The following is a 22,851-nucleotide window of genomic DNA, read 5'->3' on the forward strand; positions in this document are numbered from 1 at the left end:
GAGTACTATATGAAGAACACATACTGGTTATTTTTTCTGTTCGTTGGTTTTATTTCAATTCAGCCGATTATTGATATGCTAACGACGTACATGGTTTTGAACATGGATAGTGGTCTCTCAATTGGGGTTGTTATTCGCTTTCTATATATGATTTTTGCAGGTGTCCTACTTTTAGTGTTTGCCAAACAATCAAAATGGGCTAGATATTCGATTATCTATCTTATTGTTTTTGCACTCTTTCTTGGACTCAATATCTACTTAAATCATCAATGGAAAGATCCTTATTATATTGGGCAAGAAATTAAATTTTTCAATAAAGTTGTTTATATGAACGTTACGCTGCTTGGAATGATTGTGATGTTTTCACATTATCGATCGTCTGTCGATGTAAAAAGAATACTGAGCAAAAACTTATTGACTGCTTCACTCATCATCAGTATCGTTTTTATCGGTACAATGCTAACAGGTACAGCACTAGAGAGTTATCAGTATAATAAAATCGGATTTAAAGGCTGGTTTTATGCAGCGAATGAGCTAGGAGCAACCATTGCTATTTTGCTTCCTCTCACACTGCTTTTAGCTTTAGATAAAGTACGTTCGTTTTCAAAAGCTTATTACTGGATTCCTTTTATCTTGTTAGCCGTTTCGTCCATCATGCTTGGAACGAAAGTAGGCTTAGGTGCCGTTATTCTTTCTTTGGTTGTAGCAACAGTTGTCTTATTTGCCAAATTATTTACGAATAAACGTAGCTTAATTAAAGCCAACTTAGTAATCTCAATTCTGCTTTTAATTATAACCGGAGCAACTACTCCGATTTCTCCAGCTTATAAAAACACATATACGCACATCGATATGTTAGAGGCTAAAAAAGAGAAAACAAAGCAAGAAAAGCCGGAAAAGAAAGAAAAAGAAAAGCCTGCTAAAAAGAAAAAACAAAAGGAATCAAATTTAGATGACAAAGATATTCAAAATCTGATTCTAAGCAGCCGTGAGCAATTCTTAGCTCATCATAAGGAAGAGTATGCAAAAGCACCTATTGCACGAAAAATGATAGGCATGGGCTTTTCTGGTGACTATACAAAACAGCTTCCGCCAAAGATGATTGAAATGGACTTTTATGATTTGTTTTTCTCTTTAGGTATCATCGGATTTTTACTATGGGTTCTTCCACTTCTAGTAGTTGGTTTAACCGTATTGGTTCGATTATTTAAAGAGCCATCACAACTTCTTGATGAAAGCTTTATGATGTATAGTACAGCAATTGTATTAGCTCTTGGAATTGCTTTTGTAGCTGGGCATGTCTTTACAGCACCAGCCGTTACCATCTATTTTGCAGCAGCTGCTGCTTATCTGTTCGTCATTCATTTTAAACAAAGACAAGCATAAAAAAACAGGCCATTAAAGGCCTGTTTTTTATCTTTTTAATGGCTGAAGGCTTAATACCGTATCGCCCGCATTGACGTTTATTTCTTGATCATGAGCAAAAAAACTCAATGCCTTTCCTTGCGTACTCACTGCTAGTAAAAGAGAATCATCGCTTTTCTCCTCAAGATATGTTTCATACGTATATTCATCCGTGATTTTTGTATTGTAAATCGTATATCCATGCTCCATTTTATGATGCAGAAACTCCCACGTAATTCCTTTCTTAAAGAGCATACGTCCTCTTACTGTATGCATAATTTCATCGACATCTTCTCTTGAATCTTCTTGGTCACGAATGCTCAATTGAAAAACATTATTCCGTCCCATATCTTGAAGAAAAGCAGTACAAACAAGCGCATTATATGCATCTAACTCAGTTGCAGCAATCACATATTCATAAGGAGTTAAGTCTAGATGATATTCCGTTTGCTCAGCTAGAACTTCTCCGTGATACACATCTACCTCCGCTCTGCGCGCAACTCTTAACCGCTCCCACGAAGAATCAGCAACTAATACTGGATAGCCTAGCTGTTTTAACTTTGAAGCAAAGGCAACCGTAAAATCATTGCTTCCCACAAGCAAAATACCAGGTTCTTCGCCAATCGATAAATCCAGCTTTTTAGCTACCCATGAAAGGGAAAAACCGTGTGCACAAACCGTAGCAAACACTAAAGCAAATGTCAGCGTTGTAAGGATGGAAGCATCTTTAAATCCTTCATCAATTAGTACTTTCGCAAAGTAGCTCGAGACCGTTAACGCCACAATTCCGCGCGGGGCAATCCAGCCAATCAGTATTTTTTCTTTTATAGATAAATCTGTCCCTACCGTTGATAAAAAGATGGAGACAGGTCTGACAATAAACAGCATAAGTAAAACAAACAAAATAATATTCCAATGAAAAATTTCAGTAATGGTCTTCATCGTCAGTCCAGCCGTTAACATGATAAAAATAGTAGAAGTTAATAGAACCGAAATATTCTCTTTAAAGTGTCGCATATCACTAATAGATGAAATATGCATATTAGCAAGGGTAATCCCCATCGCTGTTACTGCTAGAAGACCTGTTTCATGCTTAATTTCATCAGCTACTGTGAAGCAGGCAATAACGACAATAAATACGACCGGAGATTTTAAATACTCTGGAATATGCCCCTTTTGAAACATCCATCCTATTCCGCGGCCAAGAATCCATCCTATTAAAACGGCAATAATAGAGGCCACGAAGAAAAAGAGAATTGTTTTTCCACTCACTTCTCTCAGCACTAAAAATTGAACAATTTCAAACGAAAAAACGGCCAGCAATGCACCAAATGGATCGACAATAATACCTTCCCATTTTAAAATCGCTGCTGGTTTTGGTTTTAATTTAGCTTGTCGTAAAAGAGGTAAAATCACGGTTGGACCCGTCACAATAAAAAGCCCTCCGATAACAATTGCCACCGCCCAGGATAAATCTGCTATATAATGAGCAGCTAAAGAGCCTAAAATCCAAGCTAGCATAGCTCCCAATGTCACAATGCGAAACACGGGCTTTTCGATTCCCCTTACCTCTCTCATGTCTAAGTTCAAGCTGCCTTCAAATAAAATAACAGCTACAGCAATCGATACAAAAGGATCAAAAAGCTGAGCAAATTGTGCTTTAGGATCAATTAAACCTAAAATAGGGCCTGTTAGCAGTCCGATAATCGACATCACGACAATTGCTGGGAGCTTAAATCTCCAAGCCAGCCACTGAGATAGAACTCCTAGTCCCACTACAAGTGTGATATGTATAAGCATAGGTTCCATTGTATCTTCCTTCTCTCGTTCGCATAATGTGTATATATTTTCCCTAAAATAAACCGATGTTATACAGGGAGAAACAAACACTACCTTGTTTTACCACTTTTTCAAAAGTGCTAAACGCATCTCCTCTCTTTGAATCCAAGCTATTTTCCTTCGTTCGACACGTATCTTACTTGTGTTTGTCGAATTTCACGTTAGTATAAAATAATAAAAAGCCTTTAGCTGCTGCTAAAGGCTTTTTGCCGGATGATCCAGTTCATATAGCTTTTGATAGTGACTGTTCGTAGCAAGTAATTCCTCATGCGTTCCGCGAATTGCTACCTTTCCATCTTGTAGGAATAAGATTTCATCCATCTTTTCCATCCCAACTAAATTATGCGTAACCCAAATTAAAGTTTTGTCATGAAGAGTTTCAAAGATAGTGGATAACAAACGATTTTCAGTCACGTTATCCAACCCTGCAGTTGGCTCATCCAGCATAACAATTGGCGTACGCTGAAGCAGAACACGTGCTAACGCAATCCGCTGACGCTCTCCTCCTGAAAAACGCTGACCTGTTTCGAGCATGGACGTTTGATATCCTTGGTGCAAACCTTCTACAAGGGAGTGCATATTGACTTGCTTCATTGCCTCAACTACCTCTTCTTTTGTGGCCTCTTCATTAGCTAGTAATAAATTGTTTGCTACGCTTGTATTAAATAAATAAGGATTTTGATTTAATACAGAGATGAGTTTTGGTACATCTTCACGAACTTCATCAACAGACTGACCGTTTAGTTGAACTATACCTTCTGTAGGCAATAAGGAGCCTTGCAGCAGCTTTAACAGAGTCGATTTTCCAGCTCCGCTCTTGCCAAGAATCGCAATTTTCTTCCCTTGCTCGACTTGAAATGAAAGATCATGAATAACTGACTCTTCCTCATTGCTATAGCGAAAGCTTATATGCTCGACTTTTAAGCTAACCGAGTCCCATGAACCTTTATAAGGTAGGGAAAGAGTATGTTTTTTCTTTTCATTCACATTTTCCCAGTTCTTTTCCATTTCCTGCACTCTATTTAATGACTCTTCAAATTGAGGAATTTTTTCTACTGCATTAGATACTGGCAGCAGTGCTTCAGATAAAGGAAATACTACTAAAATAAAAGCAGCAATAAAAACACCTGCAAGCTCTTTGTCTGCAAAAAGAGAAGCCCCAAACCAAATCATTGTGACAATTAAACCTGCTACGATAACCTGGCCAATCAATTCTCGGTAATACGTCCATAGTTTAAGCTTGCGATCCATGCGGTCTAGCTCATCTTCCGTTTTGTTATACGAATGAAAAAATGACTGCTGCTGACCGCTTAACACCCAATCAGCAACTCCTAAAAACCCGTCTGTGACCTTGGCATATAACCGTGCTTTGCTTGATTTATATCGCTGATTGGCCGCTTTCATATGCCAAAGGGAAAAAAGCGGCATCACTGCTACTAATAAAAATAAATAGACGGCAATCAAACACGCAAATTTCAGACTAAAGAATCCTAAAGCTACAATCGAAATAACGTATAAAATAACAGCTGAGATTGTTGGAAGAATGGTACGTAAGAACAAGTCTTGTAAACTTTCAATATCTTCAGCGAGAACCGCTAAAACATCTCCCGTTCGATAGCGAGATGCAGCAACTAACGGTTCAATCAAATGATAAAGACGTGTACGCATTTTAGCTAAAATCCGAAGAATAAAATCGTGACTAACAAGACGCTCCGCATAACGAAAGGCTGCTCGGCTTAAACCAAATGTACGCACAAGTACAATGGGAACGTAGACTAGTAAGATTGTTTCCGGCCGTAAGGAAGAAGCTGAAATCAAGTAACCTGATGTGAACATTAGCGCACAAGCAGAACCAATCGTTAACAAGCTTAATAATAAGATAGAAAAGATACGATATTTATATGTTTTAAAGTAGGGCCAGATCCAACTTTTATATTTCATCATACCTCCTCCTCTTTATGTAAAAATTGATAGTAAGCCCCTTTTTTTTGAATCAGTTCTTGATGATTGCCGACTTCTGCAACCTTTCCGTTCTCTATTACAACAATTAGGTCCATATCTTTCATCCAATGCAGACGGTGCGTAGCTAAAATAAATAACTTGTCTTGAAACATCGTTAAAATATCTTGCTTTAATTCATATTCCGTTTCAATATCTACTTGCGCCGTTGGTTCATCAAGCATAATAATAGGACGATCGCTTAGAAACGCCCTAGCTAGGGCAATCCTTTGAGCTTGGCCGCCGCTAAGCTGCCGTCCTCCATCTCCTATCATTTCATTTTCCTTCTTAGGCATCTGTTGAATCGTAGATAAAAGTCCTGCTTTCGTTAAAGCATCTTCATAATCATAAGAACCGCCTCTATCCTGATAAAATTCAATATTTTCTTTCACTGTTCCATTAAAAATAAATGGGTGCTGAGGGATATACGTAATCTGCTTTTGCCAAGCATCTGAGCGTAAATCAACCGGCACGCCGTTTACTTCAGCAGACCCCTCTGTAAATGGTACAAAGCCACTCAGTATATCAATAAGCGTCGATTTTCCAGCTCCGCTTTTTCCTATAATCCCAATTTTTTTACTTCCTTTAACATGAAGTGACACATCTTCGAGAGAAGGCGGCTGCTCTTCGTCATATTTTACGGTGATATGACGTAATTGAATTTCACTGTTTTCAGTCCAATTAGGAACATCTTCTTCTTTAGCCGACGGTTTTTCAGCCTGCTTTACAATCTTAATTAATGCATCTCCGGATTCTTTTCCGTCCAATGTTGCATGATAATCGTTTCCGACTTCCCTTATCGGCAGGAAGTATTCAGGCGCCAGCAATAAAATCATAAGTGCAGGCTCTAACGTCATCGAACCGTTCACCAGTCGCAAGCCGAGCATAACAGCTACGATGGCTACAGATAACATCGTAAAGAAATCGAGAGCAAACGTAGATAAAAAAGCAATTCGGAGCGTTCCCATTGTGGCTTTTCGATAACGGTCACTGACTCTTTCAATCGTTTCAGCATGCTCCTTACTTTTCCCGAGAAATGTTAACGTTTCTAATCCTCGAAGCGAATCTACAAAGTGATTGGACAGCACATGATATGTCTCCCATTGACTATCTATTTTTTTCTGGGCAGCCAGTCCAAGTAAAATCATAAATAAAATTAGAATTGGCATAGTTACAAGCAAAATAATGCCTGAAAGCCGATCATGGTACCAAACGAAAGCGAGCACTAGCCAAGGTGCAACGCTGATGGCGGCCAGTTTAGGCAAAAACAGCTCGAGATAAGCACGAAGCTTCTGTAGGCCTGTGGTGATGAGCGTCACCACGTTTCCTGTTCCTTCATTTTTGGTAAAGCGAGGTCCTAATGCAAAAATGCTTTTCATGACTATCAAACGAAGTTCCTGAGTCGTTTTGACTCCAAATTGATATGCCGTTTTTTTCACTATAAAACTTATGATCTGACGAACCATAAAGGCAGACAAAAACAATCCGATTGTTTTTGTCTGCGAAGTTAAACTTTCACCATGAAAAAGAGCAGTAATTACTTCGGCAAGCCACTTAGCTTGAAAAATAATGGCTACACTTTGAATAGTAATAAGCCCTATTAACATGGCAAGAACCATTTTTATTCCGTTGTAAACCATTAAATTTCTACCCATTAGTACTCCATATGCTCCTTATGATCTACACGTTTTCTAAAAACGTAGTAGCTCCAAATTTGATAACCTAACACAAAAGGCAGCAGCGCAATAGCAGCGTAAGACATAATTTTTAAGGAATAATTCCCTGATGCTGCATTATGAATCGTTAAACTATAGCTTTCATTAATTGAACTAACTAAAACGGTTGGAAACAATCCTGCAAATATAGAGGAAATTGATAAAATTAAAATTAAGCCAGACATAGCAAATGCCCATCCGTCTTTTTTTCGTGTAAGGAAAAATCCTGCTAGTAAATACACGAAAATACCGATAAAAAATGTATATAGCATCAAGCGGCTATGATTACTGAATAAATCTGTTTCAAAAAACGTCATGCCTGAAAAAATAAGAAGCAGCAAGGCATTCATAGGCAAAAGCTTCATAGCCACTTTTCGTGAACGATCTCTGATGTCGTCCATCGTACGAATCGTCGCAAAAATAAGTCCGTGCCATAAACAAAGCATTGTTAAGGTCACACCGCCTGTTATGGTATATAGATTCACAATATCCGAAAAGCCGGCATTCATTTGCATGTTGCTCTCAACAGGCAAGCCTTTCATTAGTGCTGAAAATAAGATGCCAAAAATGAGCGGTGGAAAAAGACTTCCGAAGAATATCACCCAATCCCATGCATTTTTCCACGCTTGTTTTTCAACTTTTCCTCGAAATTCAAATGCTACACCGCGTCCGATAAGGGAAAGCAAAAGAAGAACGAAAAGAACATATGACCCGCTTAATAGCGTCGCATACCAGTTTGGAAAAGCAGCAAACATAGCACCGATTGCTGAAATTAACCAAACTTCATTTGCATCCCAAAAAGGACCGATTGTATTAATAAAAGCTCGTCGCTCTAAGTCGTTTCTTCCTAAAAAACGAGACACCATTCCAATCCCGAAATCAAAGCCTTCTAAAAAGATAAAACCAACAAACAGAATGGATACTAGTAAATACCAGAATTCATTAAGAGAAAACATTGTATCCCTCCTTTGTAAACGGATCAGTTGATGTTACTTTTGTATGTGCTTCGTGATCATGATCTGGACCTTTTTTAATTTCTTTAATAAATAAGAACACCATAATCACAGCTAAAATTAAATAAAAGAACGAAAACGAGATAATAGAAAACAACAATTCACCTGCTGTTACACCAGGAGACACGGCATCTTCGGTTTTCATATAGCCAAATACAACCCACGGCTGACGGCCAATCTCTGTCATAATCCAACCTGCTGAGCTTCCAAGGAACGGAAAGGCAATGGCAATCGTCATAATACGTAAAAATAGTTTGCTTTCTTGAAGTTTTTTACGAGAAAGCAAGTACGTACCCCAAATGCCCAACGCACATAATACGCCACCTAGACCAGCCATAATGCGGAAACTCCAAAACGTTGTGCGAACGGGTGGAATATAATTTCCTTCCCCGTATTTCGCCGTATACTGCTCCTGCAGCTCGTTCATTCCAGGAACCGAACCTGAAAACTTACCGTATGATAAGAAGCTTAATAAGTAAGGTATTTTGATTTCACTCGTATTTTTCTTTTCATCAGGGTGAATATTTGCTGTTACCGTCCAAGCACCTGGACTTCCGCTGTTTTCCCATAACCCTTCACTTGCCGCCATTTTCATCGGCTGTGTTTTGACTAAATATCCAGCCTGTTCATGACCAGATAGCGCAATTCCTACACCTGAAATTAACCCTACAAGGATAGCAACTTGAAATGATTTTTTGGCAAAAGCCACATGTTTTTTCTTTAAGAGCATAACGGCACTGACACCCGTGATAAAAAAGGCGCCTGTTGCAAACGAACCTAAAATTGTATGAGGGAATTCAACCCACAGCTGACCGTTTGTTAACAATTTAAAGAAGTTATTCATTTCTAAACGGCCATTATTCAGCTCCATTCCGACCGGATGCTGCATAAAAGAATTAGCCGTTAAAATAAAGAACGCTGAAAAGATAGTACCTAGACTAACAAGCCAAATACATAGACAGTGCAGCCATTTAGGCAAACGATCCCACCCGAAAATCCACAGTCCAAGGAAAGTGGACTCCATAAAAAACGCTAGCAGTGCTTCAATAGCAAGCGGCGCACCGAATACATCTCCTACAAACCGTGAGTACTCTGACCAGTTCATGCCAAACTGAAATTCTTGTAAAATACCTGTTACGACTCCGACAGCAAAGTTAATCAGGAATAAGTGCCCCCAAAACTTTGCCATCTTTTTATACTGTTCATCTTTTTTTACTACGTACATCGTTTCCATGATCGCTACTAAAAAGACAAGGCCGATAGACAGCGGTACAAAGATAAAATGAAACAGCGTCGTTGATGCAAATTGAATACGTGATAGTATGACTGTATCCATCTTCTTTCTCCTTTCATATATAAGAACATTCATCGTTTCCATAGATACTTTGCTCATTTCTGAGCATCTTTTACTTATATTGTGAAACATTGAGCATAATAATTCGAGAAATATGCTCAATATTTCACAAACATATGTAATGACTCTCTTTCTATTTACATAGTATAGTCTATTTTTTTAGCTGTGCACGTACATTTTTTGAACGTTTTTAGACTAAAACGTGACTTTCTTGTGACAAAAAAGTGAAGGATCCCTTTATTTTTTCATAAAAAAAGCACGCTCTGATTTGAGCTTGCTTCTCTACGGTCGATATTTTGCTTTGGCATTTAATTTAGATTGACGAATGATTTGGTTAATGACTTCAGAAAATACAATACCAATGGCAATTGAACCTGAAATCATAAAGGCCTTTGCTGCAAGACTAATGGCTTCATTATAGTTATTTTCTACAAAGTTACGCATGGCATCGTATGCTGTTCCCCCTGGAACGAGCGGAATAATACCTGCTACGGTGAAAATAATGATCGGTGTGCGATAAATTTTTGCGTAAATTTGACTAATAATAGCAATAAAGAAGGCCGATGCAACGGTGCTTGGAATTTCATCTACACCATAGAACGTTAGCAAATAGTAAATGAGCCAGCCAATCATTCCGACAAATCCACTTTTTAATAATGATTCACGTGGAACATTAAAAATGATCCCAAACGCTGCTGAAGCAATAAAACTTGTAATTATCTGCTCTACGATATGCATATGATGCCTCCCTCCTATAGAAGCGTAAATACAATGGCAATACCTGCACCAATAGCGAATGCCGTCAGAAACGCTTCTGCTCCTTTTGATAATCCAGACAGTAAATGTCCCGCCATTAAATCTCGCACTGCATTGGTAATGGATAAGCCAGGAACGAGAGGCATAACGGATCCAATAATAATTTTATCAATTTGCGTGCCCAGTCCTGAAGCGACTAAAAGAGCTGATAAAAGGCCAATAACTAACGAAGCGGTAAACTCAGCAAAAAAGCGAATCGGAATAAGACGATGGAAATACACCACGGTTAAAAATCCGAGACCTCCTGAAAACATGGCTGGAATAAAGTCCGTCCATAAACCTTGAAACATGATTAAAAAGCATCCGCTAGAAATGGATGCAGCTGCAAGTTGAACCCATAGTGGAAAAGCTACGTTCGTTGCTTCAATTTCTTGTAGCATTTCATACGCTTCCTCCAAGGAGATGTTTCCTTGACTGATTGTTCTTGAGACGCTATTTACCATGGTTACTTTTTTCAAATCGGTCGTTCGTTCGGAAATACGAATTAACTTCGTTTTCGTCGGTTCTTTCGTTTCAAGTGAAAACATAATCCCTGTTGGCGTCACATAGCTGTGGGATTTTTTTATACCGTAAGACGCTGCAATCCGCATCATTGTGTCTTCTACTCGATACGTTTCTGCTCCGCTTTCTAACATAATTTTACCTGCTAGTAAGCTAACGTCCATAATTTCATATTTATCTAATTTTTGTTGTGTCATCAAATCGCTCCAAACATATTAAAGCTTGGTTTTTTCCCCTACAGCATACAGTGTATAAGAAAGAGGGAAGTAGACGCAATGGTTAATGCAAAAAAGTGTGGACTTTTTGTCTCACACTTTCAGGAATAGTATATACATTCCTTATCAATTCATACGTTTTGTGGTCTCACGCTCTACTAATAAAGGTGCCATTTTATACTGTACCTGATCTATTTCTTGCTGATCCTGAATTTGCTGAAGTAAGAGGTTTACTGCTTTTTCAGCCATTTTCTCCATCGGTTGACGGATGGTTGTTAGTGGAGGATGCGCTTCACTAGCTTCTGTAATATCATCAAACCCTATAACAGACAAATCTGCTGGAACGTGGAGCCCGTTTTGCCACGCACAGTGTATCACTTTCAGAGCAATGTAATCCGTAGCACAAATAAGCGCAGTTGGGGGCTCTGGATGATGAGCTAGCTCATTTATAAACTGATATAGTTCATCTGAGTTATTCATATCTTCTTTTACAAACTTTGCGTTTGCTGACGGTACATACTGATGAAAAAGAGACAGACGGTGCTCGACTCCGCTTACAGCTTTTCCAACGAACCCGATATTCTTATGACCAAGGTCCGTTAAGTGAGCAACAGCTAATTGTATTCCCACCGCATCATCTACATGTACAATCGGCCAAAGTGCAGAAGAGCCGTCTCCTGTAAGAGAAACGTAGGGCGTTTGATATTCTTTTAATATGTCTACAAAAGGATTCTGAGCGGCTACATAATCTAATAAAATGACTCCATCAAACCAATGGTTCATCATAACATTTAATTGACGCTCAGCCGTTGTTTCTTGGTAATCCGTATGTCCAATAAGAACATCCATCCCTCGACTTTGGACTTGTTGCTGTACCTTTTTTAATAGTTCAATTAAAAACGGATCTTTTAAGTCTCTAATTAATATCCCGATAATCCCTGTTTTTTGGGCCCGCAGAGCTGCCGCAAATGGATTCGTCTGATACCCTAAATGAGCTGCTGCTTTTAGTACTTTTTGCTTGGTTTTTTCACTGATTTTAATTTTACCGTCTTTATTATTGAAAATTCTTGATACCGTAGCTAATGAAACACCCGCTTCTTTCGCTACTTCTGTAATCGTGACTTTTTTTCTCCCCATTCGTACCGACTCCTATTTCCTTTTAGTCTATCGACCAAGTAAACATTTTTCTTTATTATACTACTAGAAGTCGGAACCACCGAAACCTACCTTCCCTACTTTTCACTAAACAGCCACTTTAACACATCTTGAATTTTTTGATCCCAATATGCCCAGTCGTGACTTCCTTTTCCTTCTTCATATGTAAAACAAATAGGCTCTTGCTTACATCGCTCGGAAAAACGTTTATTTTCCTGATATAAAAAATCTTCTGTTCCACAGCATTGATAAATACGCGGAGTCACTTCTCCATAGCGCCGGCGATTTCCAAGCAGCCAGAACAGATCATCCTCAGGTCTAATAACAGGCGGCAGGCCAAAAATCAAAGGATAATCTAAGAACTGAACTTCTCCTCGCCCTCCAAGCCCTTCAACGTCCATCACTCCTGATAAACTGGCAGCTGCAGAAAATTGATATGGTTTGCGAAACGCCCATTTTAAAGCGCCGTACCCTCCCATAGAAAGACCAGCTACAAAATTATCTTCTCTTTTTTCCGATAACGGAAAGAATGATCTAGCCAATTGAGGAAGTTCTTCTGTTACAAACGTCCAATACTTCTTTCCATAAGCCATATCTCTATAAAAGCTACGATCTACATTTGGCATTACAACTGCAAGCCCTAATTCTGATGCGTAACGTTCAATCGAAGTTCTTCTCATCCATATCGTATGATCATCAGAAAGACCATGTAATAAATAGAGCGTAGGGTGTTTCTCACTTCTTGTATTGGTTTGTAAACCAATTTGAGATTTTGTTTGCTGCGGTATCAAAACGTTCATTGAAGTACTTATTTGCAATACTTCTGAAAAAAAATCACATTGTATAAATGCCATATTTCTTTTCCCCCCTACTTTTTCTTCCCTATTGATTGATAACAAAACGTACATAATTCATATAAAAGTTAAAAAATAATTTGATTATTTTCAATTTTTAGTTTAACATAAAAACATCTTTCATGAAAACGTTTTACGTATAACGTTTTTTTAATTAAAATAGTGAACGCGATTCAAAGGAGGAATTTATATGGGGATAGTAAAAGTAACTTCTGACGAGTGTACGGAGCAAAAAGGAAATCTATTTTTTGTTATTTTCATTTCATGTGCAGCTGCTTTTGGAGGGTTACTTTACGGCTATGACACAGCCGTCATTTCAGGGGCTATTAGGTTGATGGAAGTGCATTTTAATCTCAGTCCAACGATGGTAGGTTTTGTTGTATCTAGTTTGCTGCTCGGTGGTGCCGTTGGGGTACTTGCTTCAGGAAAACTGAGTGATCGATTCGGTAGAAAAACCATCTTACTTTTAGCAGCTTCTTTATTTATCGTATCCGCAATTATGCAAGCGCTATCTTCATCTATCTCTTTTGTGATTGTTTCTCGAATTATTGGGGGACTAGGCATTGGTATGGCTTCTGTTCTTTCTATTACCTATATTTCTGAAATAGCCCCTCCGCACATGCGCGGCCGCTTAGGCTCTCTTTATCAATTTGCTGTTGCCGTTGGAATTGTTTCTGTCTATTTTGTAAATGACTACATTTTATCTATTGGAGAAGACGCTTGGCAGAATTCCACAGGATGGCGCTACATTATCGGTGCTTCTGGCATTCCAGCTCTTTTATTTCTTCTTATTCTTTCTCCTGTTCCTGAAAGTCCAAGGTGGCTGGTAAAAGCAAACCGCACTTTAGAAGCTATGGACATTTTAATTAAAATCAATGGTACACGCATTGCACGCCAAGAGCTGTATCATATTGAGCAATCGTTAAAAGAAAATCAACCGGCTTCTCTTTCGCTTTTTAAAGAGGCAGGCCCTCGTAAAGCGTTGCTTATTGGTATTCTACTTGCAGCCTTTCAACAGCTTGTCGGAATCAATGCCATTATTTATTACGCCCCGCAAGTTTTTGAAGCAGCTGGAGCTAGAGGAGATTTATCACTCCTTGTTACGTCTATGATTGGTGTAGCTGCCTTTTTAGGCGTTCTTTGTTCCATGTGGCTTATCGACCGGATTGGCCGCAAAGCTTTATTACTTACTGGCACAGCTGGTATGGCCGTTACGCAGCTTCTCGTTTCTTTTGGATTTCATTCACAGGGTACTGAAGGCTTGACTACTAGTTTACTTATTGTTTTTTATTTATTTCTTTTTAATATTTCTATGGGACCCGTTGTATGGGTTGTGATTTCTGAAATTTTTCCTAATCATGCAAGAGGCTATGCAATGTCTATTTCCACCTTTTTCTTGTGGATAGCTAATTGGTTTGTGTCTCAGTTTTTTCCTATTCTTTGGAACAAAGCTGGAGGATCTTTTACCTTTTTATCTTTTATGATTATGTGTATCGCTTCGTTTTTGTTTATATGGAAGTGGGTGCCAGAAACAAAAGGAAAGTCACTTGAAGAAATTGAACATATATGGAAATAAAGGAGGATGTTAGGGCACTACTGAATGAAGCTAATCTAAAGACGAACAAATGTGATACATGAGCTAAACTGCTTGTGACACCGCAGGTAATTTCCGTGCAAGACTTCGCTTTCCGCGGGCGGCCGCTGAGCCTCCTCGTCGCTTGTACTCCTGCGGGGTCTCATCTGTTCCGCTTTTCCCGCAGGAGTCTTCGTCTCTCCCTCCGATCAACTGCTAGAAGAAGCTAAACAGATGAAACCTACGTTCACTCTAATAAAAAAACGAACCACTAATCAAAATTTTGATCAATGGTTCGTTTTTCACTTCGTCTAAAATACTTTTGGCTCAGCCTCTTCTTTTTATCGAATTTGTCCATTTCCGTAAATAATATATTTTAATGTTGTTAATTCTTTTAATCCCATTGGTCCGCGTGCATGAAGCTTTTGTGTACTAATCCCGATTTCTGCCCCGAAACCAAACTCTTCTCCGTCCGTAAACCTCGTCGAAGCATTCACATACACAGCAGCTGAATTAACGCGCTGTAAAAAACGCTGAGCATGAGCATAATTTGTTGTTACAATCGCTTCGGAGTGATGTGAACTATGAACATTAATATGGGAAATCGCTTCATCGATATCATCTACGATTTTAACCGCCATGATGAAATCCAGATATTCTTTCTTCCAATCCTCATCCCCTGCTGGAACAAGATCTGGAACGATTGTTAGCGCACGGCCATCACCGCGTACTTCTACACCTCTCTCTCGTAGCGCTTGAACAATAATCGGCAAAAATTCATAAGCCGCTCGTTCATGAATAATCAGCTTTTCGGCTGAGTTACACACCGCTGGACGAGATGTTTTTGCATTAATGACAATATTAGCCGCCATGTCACGGTCATATTCGTCATCAACATAAATGTGGCAGTTCCCGGTTCCCGTTTCAATAACAGGAACCGTTGCATTTTTTACCACCGCTTCAATTAAACCAGCACCGCCTCGAGGAATTAATACATCGATATATTCATTTAGTTTCATTAACTCCAGTGCTGTTTCTCTCGACGTATCTTCAATAAGCTGGACGCTATGCTCAGGCAATCCTGCACTTGCCGCAGCTTGAGATAATACAGAAACAATCGCTTGATTCGAATAAAATGCCTCACTGCCTCCGCGCAAAATAACCGCATTTCCTGCTTTTAAGCATAAGCCTGCTGCATCACATGTAACGTTTGGACGCGCTTCATAAATAATTCCTATGACACCAATAGGTACACGCTGCTGCCCAATTTGTAAGCCATTTGGCCGTTTGGCCATAGACAGTACTTCTCCTACTGGATCCGCAAGCGCAGCTACTTGGCGCAGGCCGTCTGCCATTCCATGAATCCGCTCTTCATTTAAAGATAGGCGATCTAACATCGCTTTTGACGTGCCTTTTTGAACCGCTTTTTCTACGTCTAATTCATTTGCTTTTAAAATCGCTTCTTGCTGACTCAATAAAGCAGCCGCCATTTTATAAAGCGCTTGCTGTTTTTGTTCGCTCGTTACATTTCCTAAGAAATAAGAGGCTTCTTGTGCCTGCTTTCCTTTAAGCTGCAATTCACTCATTTCATTACTCCTTCAGCTTGTTTTAAGAATAACGTTCCAATTTCTTGGCCTTCAATAATATCTCGCAAAATACTTGGCTCTTTACCATTTGCTAAGATTAAGCTCACGCCTGCACTTGTAGCTGTTTTAGCAGCGGTAAGCTTTGTGACCATTCCGCCTGTTCCAACGTCAGTTCCACTATCTCCAGCAAAATTCTCAAGCTCCGGCGTGATGCCATCTATTACTTTCATTAATTTAGAGTTAGGGTTTTTTGTGGGATCTGAATCAAAGAAACCGTCAATATCAGATAAAATAACGAGTAAATCTGCGTGAATCAAAACTGAAACAATGGCCGATAAATTATCGTTATCTCCAAAACGCACGATGTTTTCAATCTCATCGATTGCAACTGTATCGTTTTCATTCACAATAGGAATCACTTTGTCTTCAATTAATTTTTCAAACGTGTTCACAACGTTATTGCGCACATGTTCATCTTCGATTACATCTTTTGTTAACAGTACTTGACCAACAATGTGACTGTACTCACCAAAGAATTTACTGTAGATATGCATAAGCTCACATTGCCCGACAGAGGCTGCTGCTTGTTTTTCTCGAATAGAAGTTGGCTTTTCTTTTAACTTTAGTTTTTTTACTCCAACTTGAACGGCACCTGATGTAACAAGCACAACTTCTTTTCCTGCATTCATTAAATCAGATAAAACACGCGCTAGTTTTTCAATGCGTGCTAAGTTAATATCTCCATTATCATAAGTCAACGTAGAGGTCCCTACTTTGACTACAATACGCTTGCTATTTTGTAACTCTTGACGATGGTTCACTCTTTTCATCTCCCTAACTAAAAACACCTAAATGCGTACTAATTTTTTTAAAAATTATAGCAGAGATTATGCGAAAAGTCTTATAGTTTTTCAAAGGGAATTTGAACTTTCTAATTTTTAAAATAATTAAGGGAAAAACTGGTGATAAAAGCGCTTTCTTCTTTTATAATGAAAGTTGTAAGGGGAACACACAATTACATAACGTTGTGTAGTAGTACAAACATCAGACAACTAAGGGATAGGGGGATTTTTAATGAATGCGGTTACGATTGTTATTGGATCTATCTGTATTTTAATGATTGCGTATCGGCTTTATGGAACATTCATGGCTGTTAAGGTCTTGAAGCTAAACGATGCGCAACAAACGCCGGCACATGAGCTTGAAGATGGAAAAGATTATGTGCCAACCAACCGATGGGTAACATTTGGTCATCACTTTGCAGCTATTGCAGCTGCGGGTCCGCTTGTTGGACCTATTTTAGCGGCTCAGTTTGGCTATTTACCCGGACTGCTCTGGCTTTTAATCGGAGCTGTAATCGGAGGAGCCGTTCACGATGCAGTTGTGTTATTTGCATCTATGCGCCAAAAAGGCCAGTCGCTTTCAGAAGTGGCTAAAAAAGAGCTAGGACCCGTCGCTGGTTTTTGTACAGGTTTAGCTATGCTTTTTATCATTACCATCACAATGGCCGGTTTATCTATGGTCGTGTTACACGCACTTGAGAAAAATCCTTGGGGTACATTCGCTGTTGGAATTACGATTCCGATCGCAATGGGGGTAGGTATTTACCACAAAAAAACAGGTAATTTAAAAGCGGCTTCTACCGTCGGCTTCATTTTAATTTTAATTGCCGTATTTAGCGGTCCTTATATTCAAGGAACAGCTTTAGGAGATTTTTTAACGCTAGATATTAAAACACTTTCAATTATTCTTCCCGTTTATGCATTTTTCGCAGCGGCCTTGCCCGTTTGGCTGCTTTTAGCACCTCGAGATTACTTAAGCAGCTTTATGAAAATTGGTGTCTTTATCGCGCTGATTGTAGGCGTGTTTTTCGTAAATCCAGCAATTCCATTTCCTGCAGTTACTGAATTTATTCACGGAGGCGGCCCTATTTTAGCAGGACCTGTGTGGCCGTTCATTTCCATTACGATCGCCTGCGGTGCTATTTCTGGCTTCCATGCATTTGTTGGTTCAGGAACAACCCCTAAGATGCTTGATCGTTGGAGTGACATTAAAGTTGTAGGCTTCGGCGCGATGTTAGTCGAATGCTTAGTAGGAATTATGGCATTAATTGCAGCAACAGCTTTACATCCTGGAGACTATTTTGCAATTAACTCTACACCTGAAGTGTTCAAAACGCTTGGCATGAATGTAACAGCTCTTCCTCAGCTTAGCCAAGAGATTGGTCTAAACTTAGAAGGCCGCACAGGCGGCGCTGTTACACTGGCTGTAGGAATGACGTATATCTTCACGGAAATTCCTTGGTTCAGCCACCTGTCTTCTTATTTTTTCCAATTCGTCATTATGTTTGAAGCAGTGTTTATTTTAACTGCTATCGACGCTGGCACACGCGTTTCCCGCTATTTAATTCAAGACTTTTTCGGTGAGTTTTATAAACCTTTAAAGCGAGTAGACTGGCTTCCGGGGTCAATTTTTGCAAGTGCCCTAGCCTGTTTTATGTGGGGGTACTTATTGTTCTCAGGAGATATTGGCTCCGTTTGGGCGCTGTTCGGCGTATCGAATCAGTTAATGGCCTCTATTGGTTTAATTATTGGAGCAACCGTCATTCTTAGAATTGCAGATAAACGCTCCTATATGCTTACTTGCCTTATTCCACTAGCCTACCTTTACGTAACGGTTAACTATGCGGGTTATTGGATGGTTAAGAATGTGTATTTAAACGAAGCTGCGGCAGGTTACAGCATATTAAATGCGACTCTTTCGATCATCATGCTTATACTTGGTCTCATTATTATGATAGCCGCGATTCAAAAATGGACACAGCTTTGGCGCACGCCTCAGGCTGAGCTGGCAGCAAAAGCAAATTTATCACAAAATATATAAAACGAACACGCTTGCTTATATAAGCAAGCGTGTTTTTAATGTAGTAATAGCCGTTCAAAATAATTACACACCAGGCATTTTTATCATTAAACTAAATATACTATACAGAAAATTTTAAAAATAGTTCGTACATTCCACATGCGTATCCCCCACTGATTACATCTCAGAATACACAGGTTAAATTATAATAATTATAAATTAGTATTGATTTTTTATTTAAAAATGTTATCATTATTTCTAACATAACAAAATTCAAATAAGAGGTGGTTCTAAGATGACAACAAACAAGAATAACCTAACGACTAGTTGGGGAGCTCCGGTTGGAGATAATCAAAATTCAATGACCGCTGGTTCACGCGGTCCTACTTTAATTCAAGATGTTCACCTTTTAGAGAAATTAGCCCATTTTAACCGAGAGCGTGTTCCTGAACGTGTCGTGCACGCAAAAGGCGCCGGCGCCCATGGTTATTTTGAAGTGACAAACGATGTTTCAACCTATACAAAAGCAGCTTTCCTTTCTGAAGTAGGAAAACGAACACCTCTATTTGTTCGCTTTTCAACAGTAGCTGGTGAAAACGGCTCAGCAGATACCGTTCGCGACCCTCGCGGATTTGCTGTTAAATTTTATACAGAAGAAGGAAACTACGACTTAGTCGGAAATAATACACCTGTATTTTTCATCCGAGATGCGATTAAATTTCCCGATTTTATTCATACACAAAAACGCGATCCACGCACGCATTTAAAAAATCCGACGGCCGTGTGGGATTTCTGGTCCCTCTCTCCTGAATCTTTGCATCAAGTTTCTATTTTGATGTCTGACCGAGGTATCCCGGCAACGTTACGCCATATGCATGGATTCGGCAGCCATACATTTAAGTGGGTTAACGCCGAAGGAGATGGCGTTTGGGTGAAGTATCACTTTAAAACAGAGCAAGGCGTGAAAAATCTGGCTCCAGACGTAGCCGCCAAGATAGCTGGTGAAAATCCAGATTATCATACCGAAGATTTATTTAATGCCATTGAAAAAGGCGATTTGCCTTCATGGAAGCTGTACGTTCAAATTATGCCGTTAGAAGATGCTGATACGTATCGCTTCGACCCGTTCGATGTAACAAAGGTATGGTCACAAAAAGACTATCCACTAATTGAAGTAGGTCGCATGGTATTAGATCGCAATCCGGAAAATTATTTTGCAGAAGTGGAGCAAGCTACATTCTCACCTGGAACGCTTGTGCCGGGAATTGACGTATCACCTGACAAAATGCTGCAAGGTCGACTATTCGCATACAGCGACGCCCATCGCTACCGCGTCGGCGCTAATCATCAAGCGCTACCGATCAATCGTCCCCGCAGCGAAATAAATAACTATCAACGTGACGGTCAAATGCGCTTTGACGATAACGGCGGCCGTTCTGTTTACTATGAGCCAAACAGCTTTAGCGGCCCGACAGAATCTCATGAAAACAAACAAGCGGCATACCCTGTTTCAGGCGTTGCTGATAGTGTTGCATATGATCACAACGATCATTACACACAAGCAGGTGATTTATACCGCCTTCTAAGCGAAGACGAGCGTACACGCTTAGTTACAAACATCGTTGAAGCTATGAAGCCTGTAGAAAAAGAAGAGATTAAACTGCGCCAAATTCAACACTTCTACAAAGCGGATCCAGAGTATGGAAAACGCATTGCAGATGGTTTAGGATTGTCTGTTCCACAGCAAGTAAAATAAATTTATCAGTTTTCTAAATGAAAAAATAAAGAGATTTTTCTCATTATAGATTCTCGTTTATTCTCAATTAGTTTAATATTTTATCATTAAATAAGTATCCGTATTTTATGGATACTTATTTAAATTCCTGTAAAAAGAGGAAGGGATGAAGAAATGATTGGACAAGAAATAAGATGTAATCAGTGTCATAGAGAAATAAAAGTACTAAAGCACAGTACGCTTTGCGGTTGCGGAATAAAATTAAGAACGTTAAAAAAAGAGAAGCAACCAGCATAATGAGGTTGCTTCTTTTTTTACTAGATATGCTGTTTATATTCACTCACATTAAAGAGTAATTGTTATTTTAAATAAATCTCCGTCAATTTCAATATTCAGTTCTCCTCTGTGCAAATCAATAATTGATTTAGCAATAGCTAAGGAGCCATCGGTTTGTCTTGAAGTGTCACCTCTTTTAAATCGTTCAAACAGCTTATTGTTTACAACTAAAACCACATATTCGTCCATTGCTTTCTCAGTCTCCTTTCAAAAGTATGTCATGGGTCATTTCGTCTATGGGTTTTATTGTAAACTGCATTTTTTAAGAAAAAAGCAGAGAAAATTTTAAGATTTTCTTAAGCGACATATATTGAAAAAGGTTTAAGGAATAGGGATAACAGGAACGTTAAAAGAAAAAATATAATCAATTCCTCATTTGATTCTAAAGAACTATCCGTGAGCGATTATATCTTTTTATTTAAAAGGAGGATGATTTAACTTGGAACGGAATCATACAATTATGCAATTTTTCGAATGGCATGTGCCAGCTGATGGTGAGCATTGGAAACGCCTCAAAGAGCTCGCTCCTCAACTAAAAGAACAAGGAATTGATTCCGTGTGGATTCCCCCGGTTACAAAAGGTGTTTCATCAGAGGATAATGGCTACGGCGTTTACGACTTATACGATCTTGGCGAATTTGATCAAAAAGGAACCGTTCGTACAAAGTATGGAACCAAACAAGAGCTGCATGAAGCGATTGATGCCTGTCATAATCATGGAATTAATGTCTATGTGGATGTTGTAATGAACCATAAAGCCGCAGCAGATGAAAAAGAAACGTTCCACGTCATTGAAGTGGACCCCATGAACCGAACAGAAGAAATTTCTGAACCTTTTGAAATTGAAGGATGGACAAAGTTTACATTTGAAGGGCGCGGCGATCAATATTCTTCTTTCAAATGGAACTTTAATCATTTTAACGGCACTGATTACGATGATAAAAATGGAAAAGAAGGCGTTTTTCGTATTGCCGGAGAAAACAAAAGCTGGAACGAAAATGTGGATCAAGAGTTTGGCAACTACGATTATTTAATGTTTGCGAATATTGATTACGATCATCCTGAAGTTCGAGAAGAAATGATCAAATGGGGAAAATGGTTAGCAGACACTCTGCAGTGCGACGGTTATCGATTAGACGCCATTAAACATATTAACCACGATTTTATTAAAGAGTTTGCCCACGAATTGTCCTCTTCTCAAGAAAAGCCCTTTTATTTTGTGGGAGAGTTTTGGAATCCAGAGTTAACAGCCTGTCAGGAATTCCTAGACGTGATTGATTATCAAATCGATTTGTTTGACGTATCGCTGCACTATAAACTGCATGAAGCCTCTCAGCAGGGAAGAGATTTTGATTTAACCACGATTTTTGATGATACATTGGTTAAGACTCATCCGTTGAATGTTGTCACATTTGTAGATAACCATGACTCTCAGCCAAATGAATCTTTAGAATCTTGGGTAGAAGATTGGTTCAAACAAAGTGCTTACGCTCTAATTTTACTTCGTGAAGACGGCTATCCTTGTGTGTTTTACGGAGACTATTTTGGGATAGGCGGAGAGCACCCAATTGAGGGAAAAGAAAAAGATATTTCCGCTCTCTTGCATGTGCGGTATGACAAAGCATACGGCCAGCAAGACGATTATTTTGATCACCCGAATACCATTGGATGGGTAAGGCATGGTGTAGAGGAATTTGAGAAGTCTGGATGCGCTGTGGTGATGTCAAACGGCGAAGATGGCGAAAAGAGAATGTTCGTCGGCGAACACCGAAGTGGACAAACGTGGATCGACTTCACAAATAACCGAGAAGACCAAGTTGTGATTGAAGAAGACGGCTACGGACACTTTCCTGTAAATGGCGGCTCTGTATCCGTTTGGGCTGAAGCATAAAAAA

At 39.2% G+C, this 22,851-nt stretch carries 17 protein-coding genes and 1 pseudogene; 5 read left to right on the top strand and 13 right to left on the bottom strand.

From position 1 onward, the window contains the following. Window positions 1-9: 9 nt before the first annotated feature. Window positions 10-1,386, top strand: a complete 1,377-nt coding sequence (locus N178_RS18030; RefSeq protein WP_045293894.1) for an O-antigen ligase family protein — start codon at window positions 10-12, stop codon at window positions 1,384-1,386. Window positions 1,387-1,413: 27 nt separating this feature from the next. Here N178_RS18030 and N178_RS18035 read toward each other — a convergent pair whose 3' ends face one another. The 9 genes from N178_RS18035 to N178_RS18075 form a co-directional block, all read right to left on the bottom strand. Further along, window positions 1,414-3,213 (bottom strand): cation:proton antiporter, encoded by a 1,800-nt coding sequence (locus N178_RS18035; protein ID WP_045293895.1) that lies wholly within the window; start codon window positions 3,211-3,213, stop codon window positions 1,414-1,416. A gap of 225 nt (window positions 3,214-3,438) precedes the next feature. Continuing rightward, complete coding sequence (gene cydC / locus N178_RS18040) at window positions 3,439-5,187, bottom strand: thiol reductant ABC exporter subunit CydC (protein ID WP_052942415.1); 1,749 nt, start codon at window positions 5,185-5,187, stop codon at window positions 3,439-3,441. Then, entirely contained in the window at window positions 5,184-6,896 is a 1,713-nt protein-coding gene (cydD, locus tag N178_RS18045; RefSeq protein WP_045293897.1) for a thiol reductant ABC exporter subunit CydD, read from the bottom strand. The genes cydC and cydD overlap by 4 nt, the downstream gene beginning before the upstream one ends. Beyond that, window positions 6,896-7,912 carry a cytochrome d ubiquinol oxidase subunit II gene (cydB, locus tag N178_RS18050; RefSeq protein ID WP_045293898.1) on the bottom strand — a complete coding sequence of 339 codons (1,017 nt, stop codon included), beginning with the start codon at window positions 7,910-7,912 and terminating at the stop codon, window positions 6,896-6,898. Before cydB ends, cydD begins: the two co-directional genes overlap by 1 nt. Beyond that, on the bottom strand, window positions 7,899-9,305 hold the full coding sequence (locus N178_RS18055) for a cytochrome ubiquinol oxidase subunit I (RefSeq protein ID WP_045293899.1): 1,407 nt from the start codon (window positions 9,303-9,305) through the stop codon (window positions 7,899-7,901). The genes cydB and N178_RS18055 overlap by 14 nt, the downstream gene beginning before the upstream one ends. A gap of 300 nt (window positions 9,306-9,605) precedes the next feature. Continuing rightward, a complete protein-coding gene (locus N178_RS18060; RefSeq protein WP_013059882.1) occupies window positions 9,606-10,061 on the bottom strand; it encodes a threonine/serine exporter family protein in 456 nt (151 codons plus the stop codon). A gap of 14 nt (window positions 10,062-10,075) precedes the next feature. Then, window positions 10,076-10,837 carry a threonine/serine exporter family protein gene (locus tag N178_RS18065; RefSeq protein WP_013085528.1) on the bottom strand — a complete coding sequence of 254 codons (762 nt, stop codon included), beginning with the start codon at window positions 10,835-10,837 and terminating at the stop codon, window positions 10,076-10,078. A gap of 144 nt (window positions 10,838-10,981) precedes the next feature. Continuing rightward, on the bottom strand, window positions 10,982-11,992 hold the full coding sequence (locus N178_RS18070; RefSeq protein WP_045293900.1) for a LacI family DNA-binding transcriptional regulator: 1,011 nt from the start codon (window positions 11,990-11,992) through the stop codon (window positions 10,982-10,984). Window positions 11,993-12,087: 95 nt separating this feature from the next. After that, window positions 12,088-12,864, bottom strand: a complete 777-nt coding sequence (locus tag N178_RS18075) for an alpha/beta hydrolase (protein WP_045293901.1) — start codon at window positions 12,862-12,864, stop codon at window positions 12,088-12,090. A 190-nt stretch (window positions 12,865-13,054) separates the two neighbouring features. Here N178_RS18075 and N178_RS18080 point away from each other — a divergent pair, with 190 nt between their 5' ends. Further along, the gene (locus N178_RS18080; protein WP_045293902.1) at window positions 13,055-14,440 is read left to right on the top strand and encodes a sugar porter family MFS transporter; all 1,386 of its coding nucleotides are present in this window, start codon (window positions 13,055-13,057) and stop codon (window positions 14,438-14,440) included. 63 nt (window positions 14,441-14,503) lie between these two features. Here the strand turns inward: N178_RS18080 and N178_RS27185 are convergent, their stop codons facing one another. The 3 genes from N178_RS27185 to proB form a co-directional block, all read right to left on the bottom strand. Beyond that, window positions 14,504-14,650 carry a hypothetical protein gene (locus tag N178_RS27185; protein ID WP_169746690.1) on the bottom strand — a complete coding sequence of 49 codons (147 nt, stop codon included), beginning with the start codon at window positions 14,648-14,650 and terminating at the stop codon, window positions 14,504-14,506. Window positions 14,651-14,778: 128 nt separating this feature from the next. After that, window positions 14,779-16,023, bottom strand: coding sequence for a glutamate-5-semialdehyde dehydrogenase (locus N178_RS18085; protein ID WP_045293903.1), 1,245 nt, complete (start codon window positions 16,021-16,023; stop codon window positions 14,779-14,781). After that, window positions 16,020-16,853 carry a glutamate 5-kinase gene (gene proB / locus N178_RS18090; protein WP_014457700.1) on the bottom strand — a complete coding sequence of 278 codons (834 nt, stop codon included), beginning with the start codon at window positions 16,851-16,853 and terminating at the stop codon, window positions 16,020-16,022. The genes N178_RS18085 and proB overlap by 4 nt, the downstream gene beginning before the upstream one ends. Window positions 16,854-17,097: 244 nt before the next feature. On the opposite strand from proB, the gene cstA reads away from it, so the two are divergent. Then, complete coding sequence (cstA, locus tag N178_RS18095; protein WP_045293904.1) at window positions 17,098-18,906, top strand: carbon starvation protein CstA; 1,809 nt, start codon at window positions 17,098-17,100, stop codon at window positions 18,904-18,906. A 274-nt stretch (window positions 18,907-19,180) separates the two neighbouring features. Next, window positions 19,181-20,641, top strand: a complete 1,461-nt coding sequence (gene katA / locus N178_RS18100; RefSeq protein ID WP_045293905.1) for a catalase KatA — start codon at window positions 19,181-19,183, stop codon at window positions 20,639-20,641. A 324-nt stretch (window positions 20,642-20,965) separates the two neighbouring features. Here katA and N178_RS18105 read toward each other — a convergent pair. Beyond that, window positions 20,966-21,112 (bottom strand): annotated as a pseudogene (locus N178_RS18105) (ATP-binding protein); the annotation flags it as partial. 283 nt (window positions 21,113-21,395) lie between these two features. Between N178_RS18105 and N178_RS18110 the strand changes: the two are divergent. Further along, window positions 21,396-22,847 (top strand): alpha-amylase, encoded by a 1,452-nt coding sequence (locus N178_RS18110; protein ID WP_045293907.1) that lies wholly within the window; start codon window positions 21,396-21,398, stop codon window positions 22,845-22,847. Window positions 22,848-22,851 lie beyond the last annotated feature (4 nt).

Source organism: Priestia aryabhattai B8W22, assembly GCF_000956595.1.
Taxonomy (GTDB): Bacteria; Bacillota; Bacilli; order Bacillales; family Bacillaceae_H; genus Priestia; species Priestia aryabhattai.

Bases quoted from the DNA above. Each gene is read 5' to 3' on its own strand.
- N178_RS18030 (WP_045293894.1), top strand. From the start codon at position 10: ATGAAGAACACATACTGGTTATTTTTTCTGTTCGTTGGTTTTATTTCA.
- N178_RS18035 (WP_045293895.1), bottom strand. From the start codon at position 3,213: ATGGAACCTATGCTTATACATATCACACTTGTAGTGGGACTAGGAGTT.
- cydC (WP_052942415.1), bottom strand. From the start codon at position 5,187: ATGATGAAATATAAAAGTTGGATCTGGCCCTACTTTAAAACATATAAA.
- cydD (WP_045293897.1), bottom strand. From the start codon at position 6,896: ATGGGTAGAAATTTAATGGTTTACAACGGAATAAAAATGGTTCTTGCC.
- cydB (WP_045293898.1), bottom strand. From the start codon at position 7,912: ATGTTTTCTCTTAATGAATTCTGGTATTTACTAGTATCCATTCTGTTT.
- N178_RS18055 (WP_045293899.1), bottom strand. From the start codon at position 9,305: ATGGATACAGTCATACTATCACGTATTCAATTTGCATCAACGACGCTG.
- N178_RS18060 (WP_013059882.1), bottom strand. From the start codon at position 10,061: ATGCATATCGTAGAGCAGATAATTACAAGTTTTATTGCTTCAGCAGCG.
- N178_RS18065 (WP_013085528.1), bottom strand. From the start codon at position 10,837: ATGACACAACAAAAATTAGATAAATATGAAATTATGGACGTTAGCTTA.
- N178_RS18070 (WP_045293900.1), bottom strand. From the start codon at position 11,992: ATGGGGAGAAAAAAAGTCACGATTACAGAAGTAGCGAAAGAAGCGGGT.
- N178_RS18075 (WP_045293901.1), bottom strand. From the start codon at position 12,864: ATGGCATTTATACAATGTGATTTTTTTTCAGAAGTATTGCAAATAAGT.
- N178_RS18080 (WP_045293902.1), top strand. From the start codon at position 13,055: ATGGGGATAGTAAAAGTAACTTCTGACGAGTGTACGGAGCAAAAAGGA.
- N178_RS18085 (WP_045293903.1), bottom strand. From the start codon at position 16,023: ATGAGTGAATTGCAGCTTAAAGGAAAGCAGGCACAAGAAGCCTCTTAT.
- proB (WP_014457700.1), bottom strand. From the start codon at position 16,853: ATGAAAAGAGTGAACCATCGTCAAGAGTTACAAAATAGCAAGCGTATT.
- cstA (WP_045293904.1), top strand. From the start codon at position 17,098: ATGAATGCGGTTACGATTGTTATTGGATCTATCTGTATTTTAATGATT.
- katA (WP_045293905.1), top strand. From the start codon at position 19,181: ATGACAACAAACAAGAATAACCTAACGACTAGTTGGGGAGCTCCGGTT.